This window comes from Gallaecimonas aegicerasi (assembly GCF_045291545.1).
Classification (GTDB): Bacteria; Pseudomonadota; Gammaproteobacteria; order Enterobacterales; family Gallaecimonadaceae; genus Gallaecimonas.
Map to the genome: position 1 here is coordinate 2,432,328 of NZ_CP149514.1, position 22,215 is coordinate 2,454,542.

Annotated in this window: 26 protein-coding genes and 1 pseudogene; 12 read left to right on the forward strand and 15 right to left on the reverse strand. The window is 55.2% G+C overall.

Features of this window, described 5'->3' with window-relative positions; genetic code table 11:
- The first annotated feature begins 38 nt into the window (after window positions 1–38).
- On the forward strand, window positions 39–1,244 hold the full coding sequence (locus tag WDB70_RS11970) for an MFS transporter (protein WP_406664630.1): 1,206 nt from the start codon (window positions 39–41) through the stop codon (window positions 1,242–1,244).
- Here the strand turns inward: WDB70_RS11970 and WDB70_RS11975 are convergent.
- From WDB70_RS11975 to WDB70_RS11985, 3 genes are all read right to left on the reverse strand, one after another.
- Window positions 1,220–2,503, reverse strand: a complete 1,284-nt coding sequence (locus tag WDB70_RS11975; RefSeq protein ID WP_406664632.1) for a peptidoglycan DD-metalloendopeptidase family protein — start codon at window positions 2,501–2,503, stop codon at window positions 1,220–1,222. The genes WDB70_RS11970 and WDB70_RS11975 overlap by 25 nt on opposite strands.
- Before the next feature lie 235 nt (window positions 2,504–2,738).
- Window positions 2,739–3,440 carry a glutamine amidotransferase-related protein gene (locus WDB70_RS11980; RefSeq protein ID WP_406664634.1) on the reverse strand — a complete coding sequence of 234 codons (702 nt, stop codon included), beginning with the start codon at window positions 3,438–3,440 and terminating at the stop codon, window positions 2,739–2,741.
- Between the two features lie 100 nt (window positions 3,441–3,540).
- Entirely contained in the window at window positions 3,541–5,061 is a 1,521-nt protein-coding gene (locus WDB70_RS11985; protein WP_406664636.1) for an aldehyde dehydrogenase family protein, read from the reverse strand.
- A 157-nt stretch (window positions 5,062–5,218) separates the two neighbouring features.
- On the opposite strand from WDB70_RS11985, the gene WDB70_RS11990 reads away from it, so the two are divergent.
- Window positions 5,219–6,127 carry a helix-turn-helix domain-containing protein gene (locus WDB70_RS11990; RefSeq protein WP_406664638.1) on the forward strand — a complete coding sequence of 303 codons (909 nt, stop codon included), beginning with the start codon at window positions 5,219–5,221 and terminating at the stop codon, window positions 6,125–6,127.
- A 37-nt stretch (window positions 6,128–6,164) separates the two neighbouring features.
- Entirely contained in the window at window positions 6,165–6,698 is a 534-nt protein-coding gene (locus tag WDB70_RS11995; RefSeq protein ID WP_406664640.1) for a DUF1439 domain-containing protein, read from the forward strand.
- A gap of 27 nt (window positions 6,699–6,725) precedes the next feature.
- Here the strand turns inward: WDB70_RS11995 and hemE are convergent, their stop codons facing one another.
- Window positions 6,726–7,790 carry a uroporphyrinogen decarboxylase gene (gene hemE / locus WDB70_RS12000; RefSeq protein WP_406664642.1) on the reverse strand — a complete coding sequence of 355 codons (1,065 nt, stop codon included), beginning with the start codon at window positions 7,788–7,790 and terminating at the stop codon, window positions 6,726–6,728.
- A gap of 73 nt (window positions 7,791–7,863) precedes the next feature.
- Window positions 7,864–8,664, reverse strand: a complete 801-nt coding sequence (gene nudC, locus WDB70_RS12005; RefSeq protein WP_406664644.1) for an NAD(+) diphosphatase — start codon at window positions 8,662–8,664, stop codon at window positions 7,864–7,866.
- A 108-nt stretch (window positions 8,665–8,772) separates the two neighbouring features.
- On the opposite strand from nudC, the gene rsd reads away from it, so the two are divergent.
- The 5 genes from rsd (at window position 8,773) to WDB70_RS12030 (ending at window position 10,570) form a co-directional block, all read left to right on the forward strand.
- On the forward strand, window positions 8,773–9,243 hold the full coding sequence (gene rsd, locus WDB70_RS12010; RefSeq protein WP_406664646.1) for a sigma D regulator: 471 nt from the start codon (window positions 8,773–8,775) through the stop codon (window positions 9,241–9,243).
- A 185-nt stretch (window positions 9,244–9,428) separates the two neighbouring features.
- A complete protein-coding gene (locus WDB70_RS12015; RefSeq protein WP_406664647.1) occupies window positions 9,429–9,698 on the forward strand; it encodes a RebB family R body protein in 270 nt (89 codons plus the stop codon).
- Window positions 9,695–9,907, forward strand: a complete 213-nt coding sequence (locus WDB70_RS12020) for a hypothetical protein (protein WP_406664649.1) — start codon at window positions 9,695–9,697, stop codon at window positions 9,905–9,907. Before WDB70_RS12015 ends, WDB70_RS12020 begins: the two co-directional genes overlap by 4 nt.
- A gap of 61 nt (window positions 9,908–9,968) precedes the next feature.
- Window positions 9,969–10,208, forward strand: coding sequence for a RebB family R body protein (locus WDB70_RS12025; RefSeq protein ID WP_406664651.1), 240 nt, complete (start codon window positions 9,969–9,971; stop codon window positions 10,206–10,208).
- Window positions 10,209–10,219: 11 nt separating this feature from the next.
- Complete coding sequence (locus WDB70_RS12030; RefSeq protein WP_406664652.1) at window positions 10,220–10,570, forward strand: hypothetical protein; 351 nt, start codon at window positions 10,220–10,222, stop codon at window positions 10,568–10,570.
- 104 nt (window positions 10,571–10,674) lie between these two features.
- Here the strand turns inward: WDB70_RS12030 and WDB70_RS12035 are convergent, their stop codons facing one another.
- The 6 genes and pseudogenes from WDB70_RS12035 to fkpA form a co-directional block, all read right to left on the reverse strand.
- Window positions 10,675–11,058 carry an MAPEG family protein gene (locus WDB70_RS12035; RefSeq protein WP_406664654.1) on the reverse strand — a complete coding sequence of 128 codons (384 nt, stop codon included), beginning with the start codon at window positions 11,056–11,058 and terminating at the stop codon, window positions 10,675–10,677.
- 61 nt (window positions 11,059–11,119) lie between these two features.
- Window positions 11,120–11,650 carry a phosphatase PAP2 family protein gene (locus WDB70_RS12040; RefSeq protein WP_406664656.1) on the reverse strand — a complete coding sequence of 177 codons (531 nt, stop codon included), beginning with the start codon at window positions 11,648–11,650 and terminating at the stop codon, window positions 11,120–11,122.
- Window positions 11,651–11,918: 268 nt separating this feature from the next.
- Window positions 11,919–12,518 (reverse strand): annotated as a pseudogene (locus WDB70_RS12045) (methyl-accepting chemotaxis protein); the annotation flags it as partial.
- A gap of 692 nt (window positions 12,519–13,210) precedes the next feature.
- On the reverse strand, window positions 13,211–13,741 hold the full coding sequence (locus WDB70_RS12050) for a PAS domain-containing protein (protein WP_406664658.1): 531 nt from the start codon (window positions 13,739–13,741) through the stop codon (window positions 13,211–13,213).
- Window positions 13,742–13,869: 128 nt separating this feature from the next.
- Window positions 13,870–14,583: an SIMPL domain-containing protein gene (locus WDB70_RS12055; RefSeq protein ID WP_406664660.1), complete on the reverse strand. Its 714-nt coding sequence runs from the start codon at window positions 14,581–14,583 to the stop codon at window positions 13,870–13,872.
- 156 nt (window positions 14,584–14,739) lie between these two features.
- Window positions 14,740–15,570, reverse strand: a complete 831-nt coding sequence (gene fkpA / locus WDB70_RS12060) for an FKBP-type peptidyl-prolyl cis-trans isomerase (protein WP_406664662.1) — start codon at window positions 15,568–15,570, stop codon at window positions 14,740–14,742.
- Between the two features lie 105 nt (window positions 15,571–15,675).
- Here fkpA and WDB70_RS12065 point away from each other — a divergent pair, with 105 nt between their 5' ends.
- Window positions 15,676–16,749, forward strand: coding sequence for a WD40 repeat domain-containing protein (locus WDB70_RS12065; RefSeq protein ID WP_406664664.1), 1,074 nt, complete (start codon window positions 15,676–15,678; stop codon window positions 16,747–16,749).
- A complete protein-coding gene (locus WDB70_RS12070; protein WP_406664666.1) occupies window positions 16,746–16,949 on the forward strand; it encodes a SlyX family protein in 204 nt (67 codons plus the stop codon). The genes WDB70_RS12065 and WDB70_RS12070 overlap by 4 nt, the downstream gene beginning before the upstream one ends.
- On the opposite strand, the gene WDB70_RS12075 is transcribed toward WDB70_RS12070, so the two are convergent.
- Window positions 16,950–17,150: a YheV family putative zinc ribbon protein gene (locus WDB70_RS12075; RefSeq protein WP_406664668.1), complete on the reverse strand. Its 201-nt coding sequence runs from the start codon at window positions 17,148–17,150 to the stop codon at window positions 16,950–16,952.
- A gap of 52 nt (window positions 17,151–17,202) precedes the next feature.
- On the opposite strand from WDB70_RS12075, the gene abc-f reads away from it, so the two are divergent.
- Together abc-f and WDB70_RS12085 are read left to right on the forward strand one after the other, a co-directional pair.
- Complete coding sequence (gene abc-f / locus WDB70_RS12080; RefSeq protein WP_406664670.1) at window positions 17,203–19,116, forward strand: ribosomal protection-like ABC-F family protein; 1,914 nt, start codon at window positions 17,203–17,205, stop codon at window positions 19,114–19,116.
- A complete protein-coding gene (locus WDB70_RS12085) occupies window positions 19,113–19,529 on the forward strand; it encodes a TIGR02444 family protein (RefSeq protein ID WP_406664672.1) in 417 nt (138 codons plus the stop codon). The genes abc-f and WDB70_RS12085 overlap by 4 nt, the downstream gene beginning before the upstream one ends.
- Here WDB70_RS12085 and WDB70_RS12090 read toward each other — a convergent pair.
- The 3 genes from WDB70_RS12090 to glk form a co-directional block, all read right to left on the reverse strand.
- Window positions 19,526–19,864, reverse strand: coding sequence for a hypothetical protein (locus tag WDB70_RS12090; protein WP_406664674.1), 339 nt, complete (start codon window positions 19,862–19,864; stop codon window positions 19,526–19,528). The genes WDB70_RS12085 and WDB70_RS12090 overlap by 4 nt on opposite strands.
- A gap of 109 nt (window positions 19,865–19,973) precedes the next feature.
- Entirely contained in the window at window positions 19,974–21,158 is a 1,185-nt protein-coding gene (locus tag WDB70_RS12095) for an MFS transporter (RefSeq protein WP_406664676.1), read from the reverse strand.
- A gap of 59 nt (window positions 21,159–21,217) precedes the next feature.
- Window positions 21,218–22,195 (reverse strand): glucokinase, encoded by a 978-nt coding sequence (gene glk, locus WDB70_RS12100; RefSeq protein ID WP_406664678.1) that lies wholly within the window; start codon window positions 22,193–22,195, stop codon window positions 21,218–21,220.
- Window positions 22,196–22,215 lie beyond the last annotated feature (20 nt).

A 22,215-nucleotide genomic window follows, 5' to 3' on the forward strand; every position in this document is an offset into this window, starting at 1 on the left:
GCACGTACAATGGCTTTTTTGGTATTGCAGTGTCTACCATGTCCTCATCGTTCATTCGCCGTAATCCGGCTTTTCTGCGCTTCTGGCTGGGCCAGGCCTGCTCATCGTTGTCATACCAGATGCTGGTGGTGGGACTGGGCTGGCAAATGTACGGCCTCACTGGGTCAGCCCTGAGCCTGGGTCTGATTGGCCTGGCACAGTTTCTGCCACAACTGCTACTGACCCTGGTCGCCGGCCATGTGGCAGACCAGCACAACCGCCGCAATATCGTCATTGCCTGTCGCAGCGTGCAGACGCTGGCCATGGCCATACTGGTGCTACTGCCGGTGACATCAACCAGTATCTATGTTTGCGCCGTGCTGTTGGGCTCGGCCCGCGCCTTTGAAGGCCCGGCCGCACAAGCCTGGCTGCCCAGGCTGGTCAGTGCAGAAAACCTGTCACAAGCGCTGGCGCTGAGCGCCGGCACCCGCGAGGCGATGGTCATTGCCGGCCCAGCTATCGGTGGCCTGGTCTACCTGCTCGGGCCACACTGGCTCTATGGTTCCAGCCTGCTCGGCTTTGTATTGGCGGCGGTAGCATTGTTGGGGTTGGCCAATGGCCAGCAAAACACGGCAAAAGAACCGATTAGCCTGGCACGGCTGTTTTCCGGCATCAGCCACATTCGCCAAAACCCGGTGGTATTAGGCGCCATCTCACTGGATCTGTTCTCGGTACTGCTCGGCGGTGCCACGGCCCTGCTGCCCATAGTAGCCAAGGATATTCTGCACACCGGCCCTTGGGGGCTGGGGCTGCTACGCTCAGCTCCCGCTGCCGGTGCCTTGCTGATGGCATTGTTGCTGACGCGCTTCCCGCTGCAGCGGCGGGTTGGCAAAATCATGTTTCGGGCCGTAGCGGTTTTTGGCCTCGCCACCATCGTCTTTGGACTGTCACAACAGCTTTGGTTGTCATTGCTGGCGCTGGCCATATTGGGCGCGGCCGATATGGTCAGTGTGGTGATCCGTTCGACGCTGATCCAGCTGGAAACACCGGATGCCCTGCGCGGCCGCGTCAGTGCCGTCAATTACATCTTCATCGGCGCGTCGAATCAGTTAGGGGAGTTTGAGTCTGGGCTGACTGCGGCCTGGTTCGGCGTGGTGCCAGCCATTATTATCGGTGGCGTCGGCACCTTGCTGGTAGTCTGGCTGTGGCAGCGCCGTTTCCCGGCGCTGACCGAGCGGGATCAGCTGTCGGCCGATGGCGCCTGATCCAGCTCACTTTGCAGGTTTTTCACTTCCGCCAGGAAAGCCGGTTTGTCTTTGCTGGCGACGCCTTGTGACATGGGGATCTTCGCCGTCATCGCATTCACCGGGTGGCCATGGATCAACAGTTCATAGTGCAGGTGCGGCCCGGTCACCCGCCCTGTCGCCCCTGACAAGGCAATACGCTGGCCGCGGCTAACCACCTCCCCCTTATGTACCAAGACCTTGCTCAAGTGCAGGTAACGGGTCGCGTAAGTGCCGCCATGTTTGATGACAATATAACGGCCCGCATAAGGGTGGTGAGCAATGCGGGTTACCACTCCATCCGCGGTGGACAACACCGGTGTACCTACCGGTGTGGCAAAATCAGTGCCGTAATGCGGCGCATAATGGTGCGTGACCGGATGGTAGCGGTGGGGGTTAAAAGGCGAACTGATACGATAGCGATGGGCCGTCGGGTAACGGCGGAACGCCCGCATCAGGCTCTTGCCATGTTCGTCGTAATAGCTGCCGTCGCTGAATAAAAAGGCACTGAGGGTACGGCCCTGGTTCTCAATACGAATCGCCTCCAGCTCGGAGTCACCGGTCGGCTTGCCGTCGATATACTGGTTACGGCGCACAATCTGGAAACGATCGCCGGCGCGCAAGTCCCGCGAAAAATTCAGCTTGTCTTTAAAAAGATTGGCGATATGAGCAATTTCGCCATCACTGAGCCCAACCTTGTGAGCTGACACGTAAAAACTGCCGTTTACCTCGCCACCGACCGGCTGATTGCGCCAGACCCCGTCAATATCCACCTTCTGGAAGGTAAAACTGTCATCGTCCACGCGGCTGAAAATAACCTGGTGCGCAGCACTAAAACGCAGTTCCAGTTTAGTGAGCTGGCGCGTGGCCGGATTCAGCCAAAAACGCAGCACATCGCCGGGTTTTAAGGTATCGAGGGCGAGGATTGGCTGATCGGCTTCCAACACCTGATACATGGTCTGCTGATTAAGGCCGAGACGGGAAAAAATGTTACTGAGGGTATCGCCACTTTGAATTTGGTATTCCAGATCCGGTAGCGCCACCGTTTTACTGTCAGCATGGCTGGCCGGGATCGGCGGCGCCGGCAGGCTGTCTGGCAATGACAGCGAAATGGGGTCATGGTCAGTACCAGGCAATGCCGCCAGTGCTGCCATTACCAGCAGCACAGAACCCAGTGCCAGTTTGTGACGACGTGGCAACTGGTTGATGGTGTCGACGGCTTTTTGCACCGGACTCGGCATGGTGGCTACCTCTTACTGCCTGAAAAACGTACACAGCATACCACAGCCGTGCCAGCGCTCTTTTTACCTGAGTCGGCGTAAAAGATCACCTGCGGCCCTTCGGGCTGTGACAGATACCCGCAAAACTGCGTTGCAGGCCGCACTTCAGCATACGGCTGCAGCGCGAAAGCAGCACAGTAACGAGGCTTTCCAAAACGGCAGCTTACGCGCTGTCATCTAAACCTCGCGACTTTATTCAGGCGGCGCCTTTGGCAGTCGCTATAAAGTCTGCCAGGGTGCAGGCAATCAGCAGGCCGTCGTCAGTACCATCGAAACTGGCCAGCGCTTGCTGGCAGCGCTCGGTGCCAATATCTTCGCGACGCTGCTGCAGTAGCTGGCGGGCATAATCCACGGTGAACTCAGGGTGCCCCTGAAAAGCCATGATCCGGGTGCCCAAACGAAAGGCAGCAATGGGGCAAAAGTCACTACTGGCTAAAACCTCAGCACCGGCCGGCAGGCGCAGCACCTGATCGCGGTGGCTGGCAATCAGGGCAAACTGGCCATTGGCCGCTGCTTGCCAGTGGTAATAATGAAGACCCACTCCCCAGCCCTTTGCACTACGTCCTACCTTGCCGCCCAGCGCTTCGGCCAGCAGCTGATGACCAAAGCAGATGCCCAGCAAAGTGCTCCCCGCCTGGTAGCGCTGGCGAACATACTCACGTAGCGTCACCACCCAGGGCTGGTCACTGAAGGCATCGGCTTTTGAGCCGGTGATCAGCAGCGCATCATAGGCATCAGGGTTAGGAGGGTAGACGCCGCTTATCACTGAGAAAATGTCGCTTTCCAGAGCCACACCGGCACTAGCGAATAGCTGTTGGAACATCATCCCATAGCCCTGGTAACGGGTAGCCAGGTCGCCACTGAGGATGTCGGTTTCAAGAATAGCCAGTTTAAGCATGGTAAGAGGTACTGAGGGCGGTACGGCGATTATCGATGTGAAATGACCCGGATAAAAGAAAAAAGGCGCCACCACTGTGGCGCCAAAACACAGAGAGCTTTTAGAAGAAACCTAACGGCTTCTGATCAAAGCTCTGCAGCACACACTTGGTTTGCTGGTAATGGTCCAGCATCATCTTGTGGGTTTCCCGGCCAATACCGGAACGCTTGTAGCCACCGAAAGCGGCGTGCGCCGGGTACAGGTGATAACAGTTGGTCCATACCCGGCCGGCCTGAATACCACGGCCCAGCCGATAAGCACGGTTAGCATCCATGGTCCAGACACCGGCTCCAAGGCCAAAGCTGGTGTCATTGGCAATCGCCAGCGCTTCGGCTTCATCCTTGAAGGTGGTAATGGCCAGCGTCGGGCCAAAGATCTCCTCCTGAAAAACCCGCATGCTGTTGTTGCCTTTGAGCATGGTCGGCTGCACATAAAAACCACTGCCCAACTCACCGCCTAACTGCGCTCGCTCACCACCGAGCAGCACCTCAACCCCTTCCTGGCGGCCAATATCCATGTAGGAGAGGATCTTATCCAGTTGCTGCTGCGATGCCTGGGCACCGATCATGGTGTCGGTATCCAGCGGGTTGCCTTGCTTGATTTGTTTGGCTCGCGCCAGCGCTTTTTCCATGAAGGCGTCATAAATGGACTCGTGGATCAGCGCCCGCGACGGGCAGGTACAGACTTCACCCTGATTAAAGAACGTCATCAGCAGGCCCTCAATGCATTTGTTGAGGTAGTCTTCGCCGTGGTCCATGACATCTTCAAAATACAGATTGGGGGATTTACCGCCCAGCTCAAGCGTCGCCGGGATCAGCCGTTTGGCGGCATTGGCCATAATTTTGGAGCCCACCGGGGTCGAACCGGTAAAGGCTATTTTGGCTATGCGCTCAGAGCTGGCCAGAGCTTCCCCGGCCTCACCACCAAGGCCATGAACAACATTCACCACCCCTGGGGGCAACAGGTCGCCAATCAGCTCCATCAGCACACAAATGGAAGCCGGGGTTTGCTCAGCAGGTTTGAGTACCACACAGTTACCGGCCGCCAGTGCTGGCGCCAGTTTCCAGGCCGCCATCAATAGCGGGAAGTTCCAGGGAATGATCTGGCCCACCACGCCATAGGGTTCGTGGTAGTGATAGGCCACAGTGTTGTGATCAATTTCGCTGATACTGCCTTCCTGGGCACGGATGCAGCCAGCGTAATAGCGGAAATGATCCACCACCAGCGGCACATCGGCGTTGACCGTTTCCCGCACTGACTTACCGTTGTCCCAGGTTTCAGCGACCGCCAGCATTTCGATGTTCTGCTCAATACGGTCGGCAATTTTCAGTAACAGGTTAGAGCGCTCTGTTACTGACGTCAGGCCCCAGGCTGGCGCCGCCTTATGGGCGGCATCAAGCGCCAGGTTAATGTCATCGGCATTGCTACGCGGTACCTGGCAGAACACCTGTCCGGTAACTGGAGTGACGTTATCCATATAACGGCCAGCTACCGGTGGCCGCCACTGGCCGCCGATGAAGTTGTCATACTTTGCTTTGAAGTTAACCAGCGCTTCAGGCTGGCCCGGTTGTGCGTAAATCATGCTGCTTTCCTCTGCTTTTTATTGATCTCTGCACTACTATCAACCGAGGCTCGACGCACCTCTTGCCTGAGGGTGGCAACCGCTTGACTGACAAACTCATCGGGCCAGTTGACCTTGACGTTCTGGTTAAGGTGAATTTCTTGCCAAGGAGATCGCCATGCAAATGCTACAGCGGCTCAATATGCAGGCCAGACGCCGCGAAGCCGTGGAAAACCGCCTGCGCTTTCACGGCTCAGAAGTGGAGCTGGCGGTCTACGATACTTACGAACCGGCCGAACAGGTGGCCTTGCGTTCAGACAACGTGCTGTATTGCGCCATGCTCTCTGGCACCAAAAGAATGCACGGCGTGACTGACACCCCAGAGCTTTTCCTGCCCAGTGAATCCTTTGTACTGGCCCCCGGCCAGCCGGTGTACATTGATTTTCCCGACGCCCGCCCCGATACCCCGACCACCTGCATCGCCATTGATATCAGCCCACAACGCATTCAGGCAGTCGCTGACCGGCTCAATCAGCAGCCGCGGGCATTTGCCCCCTATCAGTACAACCCACATGCCGTGCATTGTCGCCACAGCCACGATACGCAACGTTTACTGGAACGGCTGGTGCACAGTTTCATTGAGCCTCAGCCTGAACGAGAACTGTTGATTGACCTGCAACTGACCGAGCTGGTGATGCGGCTGTTGCGCCAGCAAAGCCGGGAACTGTTGCTCTCGTCACTGCAACGCGGCCATATTCATCACGGCCTGTTGGCCGCCATGGAGGCCATTGCCCAGCGCTTGTCACAGCCACTGAATATGGATTGGGTCAGTACCCAGGCCTGTATCTCCAAGGCTCAGCTATACCGCTTGTTTAAACAGGAGCTGGGGGTGACCCCCGGTGAATACCAACAGCAGCGACGGTTGGCGCTGGCTCAGCAGTGGCTGACAGAAGGCCAGCGCAGTATTACCGATATTGCTTTTGAACTGGGCTATTTGAGCTTGTCGCACTTTAACCGCCGTTTTAAAGCAGCGACTGGCTGTAACCCCAGTCAGTACCGGCGGCACCGTAGCCTGCCCGGCCAGTAACGGTTATGCTGGCCGGCAAAACCAAGGAGCCCGGCCTATGAAACGTCGTTTAACCCTGCTGTGTGCTGCCCTCATCCTCAGCGGCTGTGCTCAGCTCAGCCAGCTGGTCAGCTACAGCCTGACGCAGCAGGAATTGACCCAGCGCCTGAACCAACGCCTGGGGAATTGGAGCCAGGACCTGGGCCAGCATATTGGCCTTAATACCCACATCGATGATGTGCAACTGACGCTGCAGGACAACCAGGCCAGGCTCAAACTGGCAGGCGCGGCATCACTCAGCGGCCTGCTGAAAATGGTCCCCGTATCACTGAAGCTGGATATTCAGGGCCGCCCGTCACTGGAAGGTAAGGCTGTTTATTTGCGCGACCTCAAGATCCTCGATGCCCGCGCGGATGTACTGGGCTACGGCGGCAAACTGGGTCCCAACGCCGCCAGCCTACGCCACTGGCTGACCGGCTACCTTGACCAGCATCCGATCTATCGCCTGCCTAGCGACAGCCCCTGGGCTCAGGTTCCCGTGAACATGGCAGTACAACAAGGCAAGTTGGTGTTTACCCCGCAAAGCCCATAAAAAAAACCCCGCCGAAGCGGGGCTGTTTTAACGGTGATACGGACGGGATAAACGCCCGACAGCATCGATAAATACACCGGCATGAGCAGGGTCCACATCCGGGTGAATACCGTGGCCCAGGTTAAAGACATGGCCACTGCCATGGCCAAAGCCAGCGAGAATGCGCGCCACTTCCGTTTCAATCGCCGCGGCGGGTGCGTAGAGCATACTTGGGTCCATATTGCCCTGAAGCGCCACTTTGTCACCGATACGGCGCCGGGCATCCGCCATGTCGACAGTCCAGTCCAGGCCAACGCCATCACAGCCGGTAGCAGCAATATCTTCCAGCCATAAGCCACCACCTTTGGTGAACAACACCACCGGCACCTGGCGGCCGTCATGTTCGCGGATAAGCCCATCGACAATCTTATGCATGTAACGCAGCGAAAATTCCTGGTATGCCGGGCCAGAAAGGACGCCACCCCAGGTATCAAAAATCTGCACCGCCTGGGCACCGGCTTTGATCTGGGCATTAAGATAAAGGATCACCGCGTCAGCCAGTTTGTCGAGCATGGCGTGCGCAACCGCCGGCTCACTGAACAGTAATTTTTTGATCTTGGTAAAGGCCTTGCTGGAACCGCCTTCCACCATATAGGTGGCCAGCGTCCAGGGGCTGCCGGAAAAACCAATCAACGGTACCTGGCCGTCCAGTGCACGACGAATGGCCCGCACGGCATCAGTCACATAACCCAGCTCCAGCTCAGGATCGGGTACCGGCAAGGCGGCGACATCAGCCGCGCAGGTAATAGGGCGCTGAAATTTCGGCCCTTCACCGGTCTCAAAGTACAGACCCAGCCCCATGGCATCAGGGATGGTCAGAATGTCAGAGAATAAAATCGCCGCATCCAGCGCAAAGCGACGCAACGGCTGCAAGGTGACTTCACAGGCCAGCTCGGTATTTTTGCACAGGTCCATGAAGCTGCCCGCCTGCGCTCGGGTGGCTTTATACTCGGGCAGGTAACGGCCGGCCTGACGCATCATCCAGACCGGTGTCTGATCCACCGGTTGGCGCAGCAAAGCTTTGAGGTAGCGGTCGTTTTTCAGCGCTGACATGGCGGTGCAATTCCCCTGACAATAAAAAGTGCCGGCATTGTATCAGGTGTTGCCGGGCAAAGACTGTTCCACATCAATCCAGCTCTGCACGGATCTCGGCGATGGCCGCGTCCAGCAGGGTACGGGCAATAGTCCCCTGGGTCGGGATCGGTGGCAGATCGTCAATATCAAACCATTGTGCATCCAGTAGCTCGTTGGTATCGATAGCTATCTCACCACCGGCATAATCGGCAATAAAGCCAATCATCATTGAATGCGGAAAAGGCCAGTTCTGCGAACAGTGATAGCGCACATTGCTGACGCTAATGGCCGTTTCTTCCATGACTTCGCGCCGTACCGTTTCTTCCATGGACTCTCCCGGCTCGGTAAAGCCAGCCAGGGTTGAATAGACACCATTGCGGTGGCGCTGAGAGTGCCCCAGTAACAGCTGTCGGCCTTTTTTGACAGCGACAATCATGGACGGTGACAAGCGGGGATAGGCCCGGTGCTGGCACTGGTCACAGTGACAGGCAATTTCTTCCTGCACCACTCGCATACGCGCCCCGCACTGGCCACAAAAACGGTGGGTGCGAAAAAACAGCGACAACTGCAAAGCCCGGCCAGCCAGTTGAAAGTGCTCAGGCTCGTTCATCAATTGCCGCAGGCTGGTAAATTCCCCCACCGGTGGTGCCTGATGCCAGTCATGCCACTCCAGCAGCCAGGCCGTTTGGCCATTAAGCTCCCCAACTCTTACCGCAGTACTGTGTTCATCCCACTCATCCAGTGGCGGCAAATGCAGCTGCCCCTGGTCATTGAGCAAAATCTGTTCACCCCGAACAATCAGCCTGATCGCCTGTTCTGGCAGCGTTGATACCTTTTGATACAGCTCCGACATCTTGAGCTCCTTGCGGAAAAGAGTTGATCCTGCCCCCCCTTTTGATCTGAATATAGGGGTAGACACGGCAGTTGTTTGCCTAACCGGCCCGAAACAAGGGAGACCATTATGTTCACCCAACTGGAACAAGCCAAACAAAAATGGGGTGGTAGCAGCGACATTATTGACCGTTGGCTGACAAGCCGCCGGCAACTGTTAGTCAGTTACTGGGCGCTGGCTACCAATGCCCCCAGCGGCCGCGCAACCTTGCCGGAAGCAGAGCGGGTGGCTGAATTTTCGGATCTGCTGATGGATTATGTCTCTGCCGGCCACTTCGAGGTCTATGAACGCATAGTCTCTGGCTGCGAGCGCCATGGTGGTAATTGTTTGGCCCAAACCCAGCGCTTATACCCGCACATTGCCGAAACCACCCAGCAGGTATTGCGCTTTAATGACCGTTACGCCGAACTGCAAAGCGACGACAGCCTGCTGGAACTGGATGCTGATCTGTCGAAACTGGGCGAAGCACTGGAACAGCGCTTCGAGTTAGAAGACAAACTGATCGCCACTTTACATCAACATCAAGCAACAACAGCCTGAGCTGGCATGAAACCGTTGTGAAAGGCACCCGCAGGGTGCTTTTTTTATGCCTTCTGGCTACCTGCCCGGCGCAATGATGCCTAATATGCAACCACCAGCAGCATTATGACAGCAAATGAGTTTCCAAATGGGTGATAAACGAGCTATTGTCTATTTCAAAGTGCTTGTCATCGCAAGGAACTGCTATGCCTCAGGAAACACCGGCAACAGATACTGATACAACAGTATCATCTGATTTTAGCACCATCGCTGAATCACCGGCTCAGGCACTGGCCTCTTATTACCACTCGCTTAGTAATGCCCTTGGCCAGAGTGCACACAATGCCGTGTCAGCCCAGCAACAGCAGAATATTGCAGCGCAGGCCACAACCACAGAGGCCGTAACCTTGCTGCTCGGCATTGCCCCCCAAACCGCTCAGCAATATCCCGGTAACGTACAGGATGAAACCCCATGACAACGCCCGAGACGCCCCCAGCGGAACAGCCGCACACACCAGAGGCTACGACACACGACGCGGAATCCGCCATGGTTGAAGCCGAGCGCCAACTGACAAGCCCTGAGCCAACGGCAAGTAATGAAGTGCTCGCTATGCAGGCAGAGGCACAAGCAATGCAAGCAGAAGCACAGGCCATACAGGCAGAAACGGCAGCAAATCACCAGTAACGGATGGATAAGGCTGCCCATAGCCCTGTCCAATACTTAACCCCTAAGCAAGGAACGAGAAATGGCAATTCCAACACCCGTCAACGGTCAGATCACCGATGCAATTACCCAAACCAATATCTCTGTGGTTGGCTCCTCACCGGGCCAGGCCATGAGTGTGATTTATCAAAGCACAGCGCAAGCCATCTCGCTGAGTATGCAAAACTCGGTTTCCAACCAACAGCAAACCAACGAGCTGGGAATGGCCATACTGACGCGCTGCGTTCATGCCCTGACCGGTGACAATAGTCACCAGAAATAACAGGCTCCGATATGAGTGATACGACGTCTATAAACGACCAGATCCTTGACGCAGTTAAAGCCCTTAATGCGTTCAGCAGCAGTGACACCGCCAGTTTCACTGCGGGGCTGGCTCGTCAGGCCTTGGTACAGTCAGTGGTACTGGCAATGCAGGATGCCGTTGCTGCCCAGCAGCGTAACTACCTGCTGCGCCAAGCGCTGACCACTAGTATTGCCAAGCATGCCCTGGCAGCTTCTTCGGCAGAAGAAGCCATGCAGATCGTTGAGCCTCACCTTGTTGGTGATGACATTGCAAAAACACTCAAGGATCTCAGCACGTTGTTAGAGGAACTGGACGCAAAGGCAAAATCGGCAACGGTTTGATTGGCGGCTTTTACTGGGACACCGGCGCTGGCGCGCCGGTGTTTTATTTTCTCGGCCGCTAAGGCTTCGCTGAGCCCTAGCCTCAAGCACATCCGGCAACAGGTTTAAGCGATATAACGCCAGAGAATAGCCAGAGAAAGGATCAGTATGGCACTGAATGTCATCAGCATCCCCAGTACCCGAAAGCGCAGATTTTCCTGCTGGTGGCTGACCCCAAAAGCATGCAGGCAACGCCCCAGCAACAATAACAAACCGGGAATATGCAGCGCCATGACCGGCCCGGTCATGGCCTCAAGCAGCATCATCAATAGCAGTGTCATCGGTACATATTCAGCAAAATTGCCATGTACACGAATGGCTCGTGCTAAAGACTGGTCACCGCCATCACCGATCCCCACCTGCGCACGACGACGATGACCAATAGTGCGGAAACTCAAGACAAGATAAATAAGCCCTAACAGGGCTGCATACAGAGGTGTAACGGGCATCAGGGTTATCTCTTAAAAGACATACCCTTGTTGATAGCATGCCCGCTGTCCGTCGTCACCTTTAGAATTTACCGCTGACGGATAAACCCATGTAGTGAGAGCCGGCCACGGGGGTTACCGTGAAACCTTTGTAGCTGGTCGTAAAGTAGTAACTCGACAGCACCCCGATAGCGGCGCCAGCCAGCACATCGCTGGTATCGTGTTGTTTACTCTGCACTCGGGTATAACCGACATAACTGGCGGCCAAGTAAGCCGGCAGGCCATATCGCCAGCCATAACGCTGCTGCAGATAGGCCGCGCCCATAAACGCCATCGAACTGTGACCTGACGGGAAAGCATCACAGCATTTGCCATTGGGGCGACGCTTGTTAATGCTCTTTTTCAACGCCAGGGTGGCCAATTGCGACGCCACCAGTGCCTTGGAGAACTGGATCAGCCCTTCATTACCCTGCTCTTTTAACAAAGTGGTGCCGACTGCCGCTGCAGGAATGGCGAAACGCAGAATATCACCAGCACTTTCAGTGGTAGTTTTGGCCTGACAGGCAAGAGAAGTGAACGCCAGCAGCAGGCCGGCCAGTAAAGGCTTGAACATAGTACACTCTGATAGCAAAAAGGATGAGACTGCCGGGCCTGCCTTAACAGGCCCTTAAGTCTTGCACTGTTCAGCCATTGTATTTCTGACGCTGCATCTCGCCAATGATTTCAATAACTTCACTGCTGGCTTGTTCAGCCTTTTCCATCTCCCGAACCAATCGGGTGAGGATATCATCGTCATGCAGCCAGTCGCGGCTAACCAAATCCAGTGCTTTGTGCACGCCGGAATGCACGGCCCGGTGCGGTGTTTCCAGCCGCTTATAGGATGGCAGATGGTTGAAAGTCTCCAGGCCTTTGCCTTCGTAGTACCACTTGCCCAAGCGACAGTTATGATGGTCGACCTGAACCAGATCTTTTTCCTGACAATCTTTGCCCTTATCCAGAGCGATATAGCCGTTTTGCATATACACCACGTGATCCATTTTCACCAAAGAGGCAAAGGTGCTGTCTTTGGCCTGGGTCATATGGGCAATGGTGTTTTCTGCAGAGGTGGCTGCTTCTTCGACATTGCCCACCAGTGAATCGATATTACATGTCACCTGTTCGGTGTACTCTCCAACCGTCAGGGTCTGTGACACCATGGTCTCAATACGCTGGCGTAAATTATTCACTACCTCGCTGATTTCCGATGTCGAGGTGCGAGTGCGATCGGCCAGTTGCCGCACTTCATCTGCAACAACAGCAAAACCCCGCCCGACATCACCGGCCCGCGCGGCTTCAATAGCGGCATTTAACGCCAATAAATTAGTTTGTTCGGCAATTTCGGTAATGATACGGATGGTTTCTGCAATCCGGACACTTTCTTTATCCAGCGCTTTGGCGGTTTCGCCCATTTTCCCCATACGGGTATTCATGTCATTGAGTGAGGTCTTCATTTCCGTGACAGAATCACGGCTTTGCATGGCGCCATTACGGCTGTTCTCTGCCAGGTGCAAGACATCATCCATGGTTTCTGACAGGACCATCAGATCTTGCTGATTGGTTTTCAGGTTTGACAGCAGGTTACCGGTATTAAGGCGGTGCAACTCACTTAATAATCGATTCTGCTGGGAAAACAGTGCCGCATCTTCCATAGCTTTTAAGGCTAGGTTGATATTTTTCATGGTGACACCAAACTCACCCGGCAGACCCCGGTAAAAACCCCGGCGGTAAAATTCTTTCTTACTGGCTCTTAAAAAGCAGTTAGAGGTGTCTTTAAAATTGGCTTCTACAATATCCAGCAGGTCATTGACCGCCCAAGCCACCTTACCCACTTCCCCCATGCCGCGAGTACCGGTAATACGGACTGATGTATGCCCTTTCACCGCTTCACGCAGGGTGTCATAAATAATGCCCAGTTTGTCGATAGGTTTGGTGTGATCCCAATAGGCATAGGTAGCAAAAAGCAACGCCAACACCGGGGAAATCAAAGATAACCAGTGCAGCTCATCGCTGACTAAACTTTCAATGGCTACAGCCACGTTCAGCAGCACAAAGATCACACAGAAAACGAGAAACTTTTTATCCAGAAAAGGAACACGACGACTCGTGTGGCTGGTACTTGACTTGACATTCATCGTTATACTCCCTCATCCAGATGACTCAGGTATAAGCACAGCATGGCTTTGTCATAGCTCAAACCTTTCGATTTAAGCAATTCCTCTTCCAACCACATCCAGGACTTTTTCGCCGCTTCACTTTTGGCTGCACTGCGCTCTATTTCCAGCATTTTGCTGTACAACGTCTGGACATAGTCAAGGGCCATCCTGGGGGCGTTACGGCGCACAGAGAAATAGCCAATGGGTTTATTGTCGACCTTGTCAGGAGTGACGTTGGCAAAGACCCAGTAGTAGTTCTTATCCGCAGTATAGTTTTTGACGAAACCAAAAAATTCGTCGCCAGCTTTGAGCGTTTTCCAAAGACCGTAGAAAACCCCTTTAGGCATATCTGGATGGCGGATAATATTATGAGGCTTACCCAGTAATTCACTTTCGGCAAAGTTGGATACGCGCATAAAAATACGGTTGGCGTAGGTGATATTGCCTTTCAAATCGGTCTTGGAAATGATTAATTCTTCAGCCCCAAAACTCACTTCTGACGATCTACTCATAGCCTTGTCTCTCCTTCGCCGGCAGATCCCTGCCCGCTCCGTACCATGCCTCTGCATCGGCAACAATAATGACTTCTTAACCACCGCAACTAACAAAAAAACAACATTCTGAGGCCAACATCTGCTGGTTAATCTGTCAGATAATATTCCACCGTCGAAACCACCCGCACTTTTTTGATCTGCGGGTTGTTATTGTCACGGCTACTGATCGTGAACTGCCCTTGGGATGCTCGCTTGATCTTGCCTAAGGTGCTGTCGGAGTCTGCCGCAAACTTCTGTGCCACCATACGCGCTTTCTTGGTGGCTTCCTCAATCATCGCTGGCTTGACCTCGTTCAAGCGAGTGAATAAATACTGTGGCCGGCTCTGGTAACCGCCTTGCAGCACAATGCCTTGTTTACCCAACGACGATAATTGGCTCATTACCTGCCGTACCGCGGCTATATCATGGGAATAAACCGTCACAGTCTGGTTGGCGGTGTAGCGAAACTGAGCCCGGCTGTTGTTGTACTGTTGGGCAGATTTATCGGTTATCGCAGGGGCGGACAGGGTGACATCGGCCTGGCTGATACCATGCTGCTGTAAAAAAGTGCGGATCTGGCCAGCCTGACTGTCGAGACTGTCATAGAGCTTGGCGAGATCATTGCCAGCAACTGAAAAGCTGATAGGCCAGATCACCACGTCGGCGGGAAACTCTTTTTCGGCCAGACCTTTGACCACGACAGTACGATCCATATTCTTGATGGCCAGCGCCGTGTCTGCCAGTTGGTAGCCTAACGCCGCCAGCCCGGCAAAGATCCCCAGCGCCAAAACAGCCGCCGCTGTTGTATGTAGTTTGGTCATTCCCACGCAACTCCTTGTCAGCAACAAGCCAACATAACGAGTGTATACCACCGGACTGTATTTGCGACTGAGAAAGATTTTTGCAGTTGCCATAAGCCCTCGTTATGGCAATAAAAAACCCGGCACCAGGCCGGGTTTTTAGTCATTGCGCAATGATTACTTCTTGTCGTCACCGGCAGCTTTGCTGTCAGTGGTTTTGTCAGCGCTATCATCTTTTTTGACGTCTTTGTTGATACCCAGCAGCTCCACATCAAACACCAGTACGGAGTTCGGCGGAATAGTCTGCATATCGCGTTCGCCATAAGCCAGTTTCGCCGGAATGGTGAAGCGGTACTTACTACCAACGGTCATCAGTTGCAGACCTTCGGTCCAGCCCGGGATCACGCGGTTCAGTGCGAAGGTGATCGGCTCGCCACGCTTGTAGGAGCTGTCAAAGATTTTGCCTTCTTTCTCACCGTCTTTAGGGATCAAGCGACCTTCGTAGTTAACAGTAACCCGGTCAGTGGCTTTCGGGTGCTTATCGCCGTCACCTTGCTTGAGCACTTCGTATTGCAAGCCAGAGTCAGTAACTTTCACACCCTGTTTCTTGGCGTTTTCAGCCAGGTACTTTTCACCGGCGGCTTTATTGCTCTCGGCTTCGGCCTTTTTCTGAGCCGCCAATTTTTCAGAGGCTTCTTTGTCCAGTGCTTGCAGTACCTTGGTTACGGTATCTTGATCGAGCTGGTTCTTACCATTGATGCCATCTTCAAAACCGGCCACAACCAGTTTTTTATCCAGTTTGATACCCAGCTCTTCCTGCTTGGCCATCGTCTTGCTGATGTACTCAGCAATGCTGGCGCCAATTGCATAAGCCTGTTTGGATTGCTGTGTTTCCAGCTTAACCGGCGCCGCAGCGGCAGCCGTATCGGCTTTATCTTCCTTTTGTTGGCACGCAGTCACTGCCATTACCAGGGCAGGGATCACAGCCAGCTTGAACCAGGGCTTCATAACTACTCCTCTGAGGGCAGGGGTTCCCGAAGGCTTCCGGGGGCATCCCCTCTTGTTTTTGGTAAAGTCCCTATACTAAACACAAATTCCGGCATTATTAAATCCATGCGTAAAGTCCTTTTTGTTGCCATTTTATTCCTGGCTGGCTGCACAGAGAATGTTCCGCCATTACAGCGCTGGGCCATCACCGCTAATGGCGCTTTCGCTGGCGATGTTGCCGAGGGTCAGCCGCTGGCAGCGATCAGCAGCGATAACCAAGGTGTTATTGTTGTTGACTTGCGTACCGGCAAACCCAAATACCGCCTGCAGATGAATGTTCAGGCCCCTTCCCGCGCCGCACTTAGCCGTGACGGCTTTAAACCCGATGACCGGGTGCCAGACACGCCGCTGCCAGTCAGTTTGCTGCGCTTCAGTGAAAATGGCGATTATCTGGTTACCGCGGATCAAACCCGCATCGCCCTGTGGCAAGTCAGCACCGGTGAAAACCTGGGTTACTGGCTGGCGGGTCATTACCAGGGCAAAGCACGGGTGGATGAACCCGGTGCCACCCAGATACAAACCCTGCGTGACGTTGCCGTTTCTAATGGCGGTAACTTTATCGCCTTCGCCCGAGCTGACGGCGTGGTAGAGCACGTTAACCGCAAAACCGGGCGCCGAATTGCCTTTCTTGGCCACCATGCCAAGGTCAACAGCATTGCCATGTCCGAGAACGGCTTTTATGTGCTGTCTGGGGGCAATGATCATCAGGCCTTGTTGTGGAGCAGTAAAACCGGGCAGGTCATACGCCGCTTTCCAGCCGCCGGCCGTGTGGTCATGGTCGCCATGACCGATGATGGCCGTTATGCGTTGGTGGACGACGTCAGTAACCAAGCCGCTATCTGGGATATCCGTACCGGTGAGAAAGTCAGCCAGCTGGCCACCAAGGCCAAGCAGGAGTTGTTTACCTCCGCGCGCTTTTCCAGTGACGGCAGCAGGCTTATTACCGGCGGCGCCGGCCGGGCACTGACGCTGTGGGACGTGGCGAGCGGCAAGCGTCTGTGGCAGCGGCAGGTCGGTATTGATGATGATTTACGGCCGCGCTCGGCTGTGGTCTATGGTGTTGGCTTTGCCAACGATAAGGTGTTTTCGGTAAGCTCCGCCGGTCTGATTGAAGCCTGGCCGCTGGAGGCCCCGAAATGAGTGACCGCGTAGCTGATCTGGAAAGTCGCCTGGCGTTTCAGGAATTGGCCTTGCAAGAACTGTCTGATGAGATGGCAGCACTGCAGCAGCTGGTGGAAAAACAGCGCCAGCAACTGCAGTTTCTGGTGACCAAAATGAAAGGCGTACAAGGCAGCCAGGTGGCCGGTGAACACGAGGAAACGCCACCGCCGCACTATTGATCAGTGCGGCTTAAACAGGCCGATGATCTGCTCTTTATCACCTTTGGCCGCCGTTTGCGTATCACGGCTGGCCTGGGTTTCTTTATAATCGCAGGCCACACATTCCACCCGCTCGACGTTGTTTTCAATGATCAGCACAATGCTGTCTTGTTCCTGGCACTGCGGGCATTTGGCCCCGGCAATAAAACGACGCTTTGCCATACTCACTCCCAACCTTGTAGGATGCCGACATCACGGCAGATAGTGACCGCACATGATACACCTTCAGGACCTGCAGTTAATCCGCGGCGGGCAGAAACTCTTTGATGGCGCCAATCTTACCGTCCATACCGGCCAGCGCGTCGGCCTGGTTGGCGCCAATGGCTGTGGCAAATCCACCCTGTTTGCCCTGCTGCGCGGCGAACTGGATTTGGACGGTGGTAATGCTTCGCTGCCGGCAAACTGGACCATTGCATCTGTTCGCCAGGAAACCCCGGCACTGGCACGCACGGCGCTCGATTATGTCATCGACGGTGACCAGCACTACCGGCAAGTCGAAGCCGAGCTGGCCGCGGCCCGCGCCGCCGATCAAGGTGAGCGCATTGCCCGTTTGCTCGGTGAGCTGGAAACCCTCGGCGGCTACCATATTCATGCCCGTGCCGGGGCGCTGCTGCATGGCCTGGGCTTTGCGCCGGGTGACGAGCAGCGACCGGTATCCTCATTTTCCGGGGGCTGGCGGATGCGCCTGAATTTGGCGCAAGCACTGCTATGCCCTTCCGATCTACTGCTACTGGACGAGCCTACCAACCACCTGGATCTAGACGCCGTATTCTGGCTGGCTGACTGGCTGACACGCTACCAGGGCACCTTGCTGCTCATCTCCCATGACCGGGACTTTCTGGATGATGTGGTCACCCATATCTGCCAGGTAGAAAACCGCCAGTTGCACAGTTACAGCGGCAACTATGAGAGCTTTGAACGCCAGCGAGCCGCCCGCCTGTCTCAGCAACAAGCGCTGTATGACAAACAGCAGAGTGAACGCGCCCACCTGCAGCGTTTTATCGACCGCTTCAAGGCTAAAGCCACCAAAGCCCGCCAGGCGCAAAGCCGGATCAAGGCACTGGAGCGTATGGAAGTGCTGCATGCTGCTCATGTGGACTCACCGTTTTCTTTCCAGTTCAGCGCTGCCGAGGCGCTGCCGTCGCCATTATTGGCAGTCAAAGATGTCAGCCTTGGCTACGGCACTGAACCGGTGCTGCGCAACGTAAAACTACGCTTGCAGCCAGGTGAACGGATCGGCTTGCTGGGCCCCAATGGCGCCGGTAAGTCGACCCTGATCAAATGCCTGGCCGGTGAGTTGCCGGCCCGCAGTGGTGAACTGGTACCCGCACAGGGCCTGAAAATCGGCTATTTTGCCCAGCACCAGCTGGAGCACTTGGATGCCAACGCCTCGGCACTATTGCACCTGCAACGCTTGGCACCAGAGGTTCGTGAGCAACAGCTCAGAGATTTTCTGGGCCATTTTGACTTTCGCGGCGACAAAGCCCTGGAGCCCATCTCGCCCTTTTCCGGTGGTGAAAAAGCCCGCCTAGCTCTGGCGCTGATCGTCTGGCAAAAACCCAACCTGTTACTGCTGGATGAGCCTACCAACCACCTGGATCTGCAAATGCGCGAGGCGCTGACACTGGCATTGCAGGATTTTGACGGGGCCATGGTAATTGTTTCCCATGACCGCCACCTGCTGCGCACCACCACCGACCAGTTTTTGCGCGTTGCCGAGGGGGTTGTTACGCCCTTTGATGGCGATCTGGATGACTATCACCGTTGGCTCAGCGAACAGCAAAAAACCCCTGCCGCCAGTGGCGAGTCGGCCAAAGATAACTCCGCCCAATCACGCAAGGACAAAAAACGCCTGGAAGCACAGCATCGCCAGCAAACCCGGCCACTCAAACAGCAGCTGGATAAGCTCGATCAGGCTATGACGACACTGTCAGCACTTCTGGCAGATATTGAGCAGCAACTGGCCGACCCAGCGCTTTACGACAATGCCAACAAAGCCGAACTGACAACCTTGCTGAAACGCCAGGGAGACAGCCGCGCCGAGCTGGAACAAGTTGAAAGCGACTGGATGGCACTGACCGAGCAACTGGATGCACTCAATAGCGACTTTGAGGACAGCCTGGCATGAGTGACACCTTCTGGGATTACTGCCTGAGCCACTACCCGGCCCAGGAGTCGCAATTACTGGCCTGGCAGCAAAGCCACCAGCTGGATGTCAATCTGTATCTGCTGGCCGCCTGGCTGGACAGTGAACAGCAGTATCTGGCCCAAGCCACCTGGCTGGCACTATTAGCCGAGAGCCGACGCCTGCAAGCCCAGTGGCTCACCCCCTTTCGCCAACTGCGACAACAGCTTAAAAACGAACTGAGCAATAGCAGCTATGAACAGCTCAAAACCATGGAGTTGCGCCTGGAACGTGAAGCGCAACGCCAATACCTGGCACTGGTCAGCCGCGATGCCAGCAGCCAGCATTACCCACAAAAAAACGCGGCAGGTGTCGCTAACCTGCCGCGTCTCAAAGCGTTGTTCGGACTAACTTAGTTTGCTGCCAGAGCCTTGGCACGCTCGGCTGGGCTCAGGATTTTCAGTTTGGTAACAGTTTGCGCTGACAAACGCTTTACAGAATGAGGGTACGGCTTGTTACCACGAAATTGCCACTGCCCGGCAGTATCAACCTGCGGCTGTGCACGCAGTTGCAGGCATTCCTGGTGGCTCGGGGTATAACCCAGTTTAGCGGCATAGGCATGCAGGTAGGGGCCGTAAGCTCCCTGACTGGCCAACGTGCAATAGTGGGTGTTGGAATAGCTCACACTGTGGCCAGCCAAAGCGGCGCCGGACATCAACAGTGTTGTCATAGCAATCAGGGCAGTTTTCATTGTGCGCTCCAAAAAAGTTATCAACCAAAATAACTGCGCAAAGCGTAGGCAGATTTGATGACAGTTAGGTGATGTTCACCGGAGCATTTTTAGTTAAATCAGATTAGTTTTATTTATTCATTGACGCTCGTTTCAAAAGCCACCGTGCCAGAACCATGGTGATGCTCAATATCAACATGGAACCAATAATCACGCCCGGCCAGGCCAGCCAGTGCCAGAACGGCGAAAGGTAGACACCACCGAGACTGGCGCCAAGATAATAAAAGACCAGATACAAGGACGAGGCACTGGCTTTAGCCGTCACCGCCTGTTGGTTAACCCAGCTCGAGGCATTGGCATGACAGAGGAAAAAACCAAAGGCGCTCACCAAAAAACCGCTCATGATCAAATACAGTGGTGATGCCAGGCTGATAAGGCTCCCGAGCATCATCAGCCCTATCCCGGCCATCATCACCCGTGGTTGTGGCTGCTTTTGTGCCAGCCGGCCAGATAACGTTGATGCATAGGTGCCTGACAGGTAGGTCAGAAACAGCATACCCAGAAACCGCGTTGGCAGCTGATAAGGGGCAGCGCTGAGTCGAAATGTCAGGTAGCTGTACTGGTTAACGAAAATAAAGAAGTTCAGGCCACCGATAAGAAAACTCACCAGCAGCACCGGGTTGCCCAAATGTTGCCACAAATCCCCCACCATGCGCTTGGGGTGCAGCTTTTTTCGTACAAAACCTGTTGACGGTGGTAACAGCCAGGCAAACAGCAACAGTACCAATAAAGACCCCAGCGCCATCACCCCAAAGGCATCCTGCCAGCCTAAGCTGTCACCTAAAAAGCCTCCCAGCAAGCGTCCGCCAATGCCGCCAATGCTATTGGCGCTGATATAAAACCCCACCGCCGTCACCAGTGCCGGCTTGGTCATTTCATCGCCCATATAAGCGATAGCAATAGCCGGTAAGCCACCGAGAAAAAAGCCCTGCAAGGCTCGCAAGATCAGTAACGCCGCCAAACTCTGCACCTGTGACAACGCCAGGGTGCACAGCACCGCACCGGCCATGGTCAACAACATGATGGGCCGGCGCCCCAAGGCATCCGAAAGGGGGCCGTACAACAACAGCGACAATCCTAAAAACAAGGTAGTCAGCGTAAAACTGTAAGACGCCGTCAGCGGTGAGATAGCAAACTGCTGAGCCAGTGCCGGCAGCAGTGGCTGGGTTAAATACAGATTGGAGAAAATCAGAAAAGAACCCAGGCCCAGTGCCAGGGTCGCTCGCCAGAAGGCTTGACTGCCCGCCTCAATCATACCGGCTCCTTATATCAGGCCGGGACGATCATAAAGGCGGGCGTGGCTGGAGAAAAGCCTCAGTCGCCGGGGTGGCCGTGCAGCCAGGCGGCAGCACCGGTCAGTGCAGAGTGGGTTTCAATGGCCAGGTAGATAGGAATGGCCGAAAGATAGCCAGTCATGATGCCTTTTTCACTGAACCCCTGGCGAAAACGACTGCGCAGGAAAAACTCCAAAAAGCGCGGCAAAATGCCGCCGCCAAGATAGAGGCCACCGCGAGCTCCCTGAGCCAGAGCGATGTCGGAAGCAACCCCCCCCAGCCATTCGCAGAACAGGCTCAGGGTTTCGTGACAAACCGGATCGCCGTCCAGTGCCATTTCACTGATCGCTGCCGAGCTCAGCGGCTGCGGCGTTTCCCCGTGGCAGGTAGCCACCGCTCGGTACAGATTCGGTAACCCCGTACCAGACAACACCCGCTCCGCAGAAACAAAATCCATCTGCCCAGCCAGCACATCCAGCACCTCTCGCTGGCGTGCGGTGGCAGGTGCCAAGGCCATGTGGCCGCCTTCGCAACCAATGGCCTGCCAGCCCTTGCCTTGCGGCACCAAACAGGCCACGCCCAGGCCGGTACCGGGGCCAACCACGGCAATGGGCGCGGAGCTGATAGCCTGCCCCTCGCTGACTTTCACCACCGCTTCTGGCGGCAGCAGCGGGATCGAGTTGGCATAGGCAACAAAGTCATTAATAACGGCCAACTCATCCAGGTCCAGCTGCGTTGTCAGCTCGGCCACCGAAAAATACCAGCCAAGGTTGGTCATATGCACCTGATCACCACCAACCGGCCCGGCCACCGCCAGGCAGGCCCGGCGCGGCTGAGCGTCTGAAACTTGCGCAAGATAATAGGCAACCAGTTCCTGCATACTGGCAAAATCGCTACTGGGCACACGCTGCTGGCGAGTGATATGAAAGTGGCCATCAGCCCAACCAGTGACCAGCCCAAAGCGGGCGTTGGTGCCACCGATATCGGCTACGACGAAAGGCGCTATCTGCTTAACCATGGCGTTTGAGTCTATTCCTG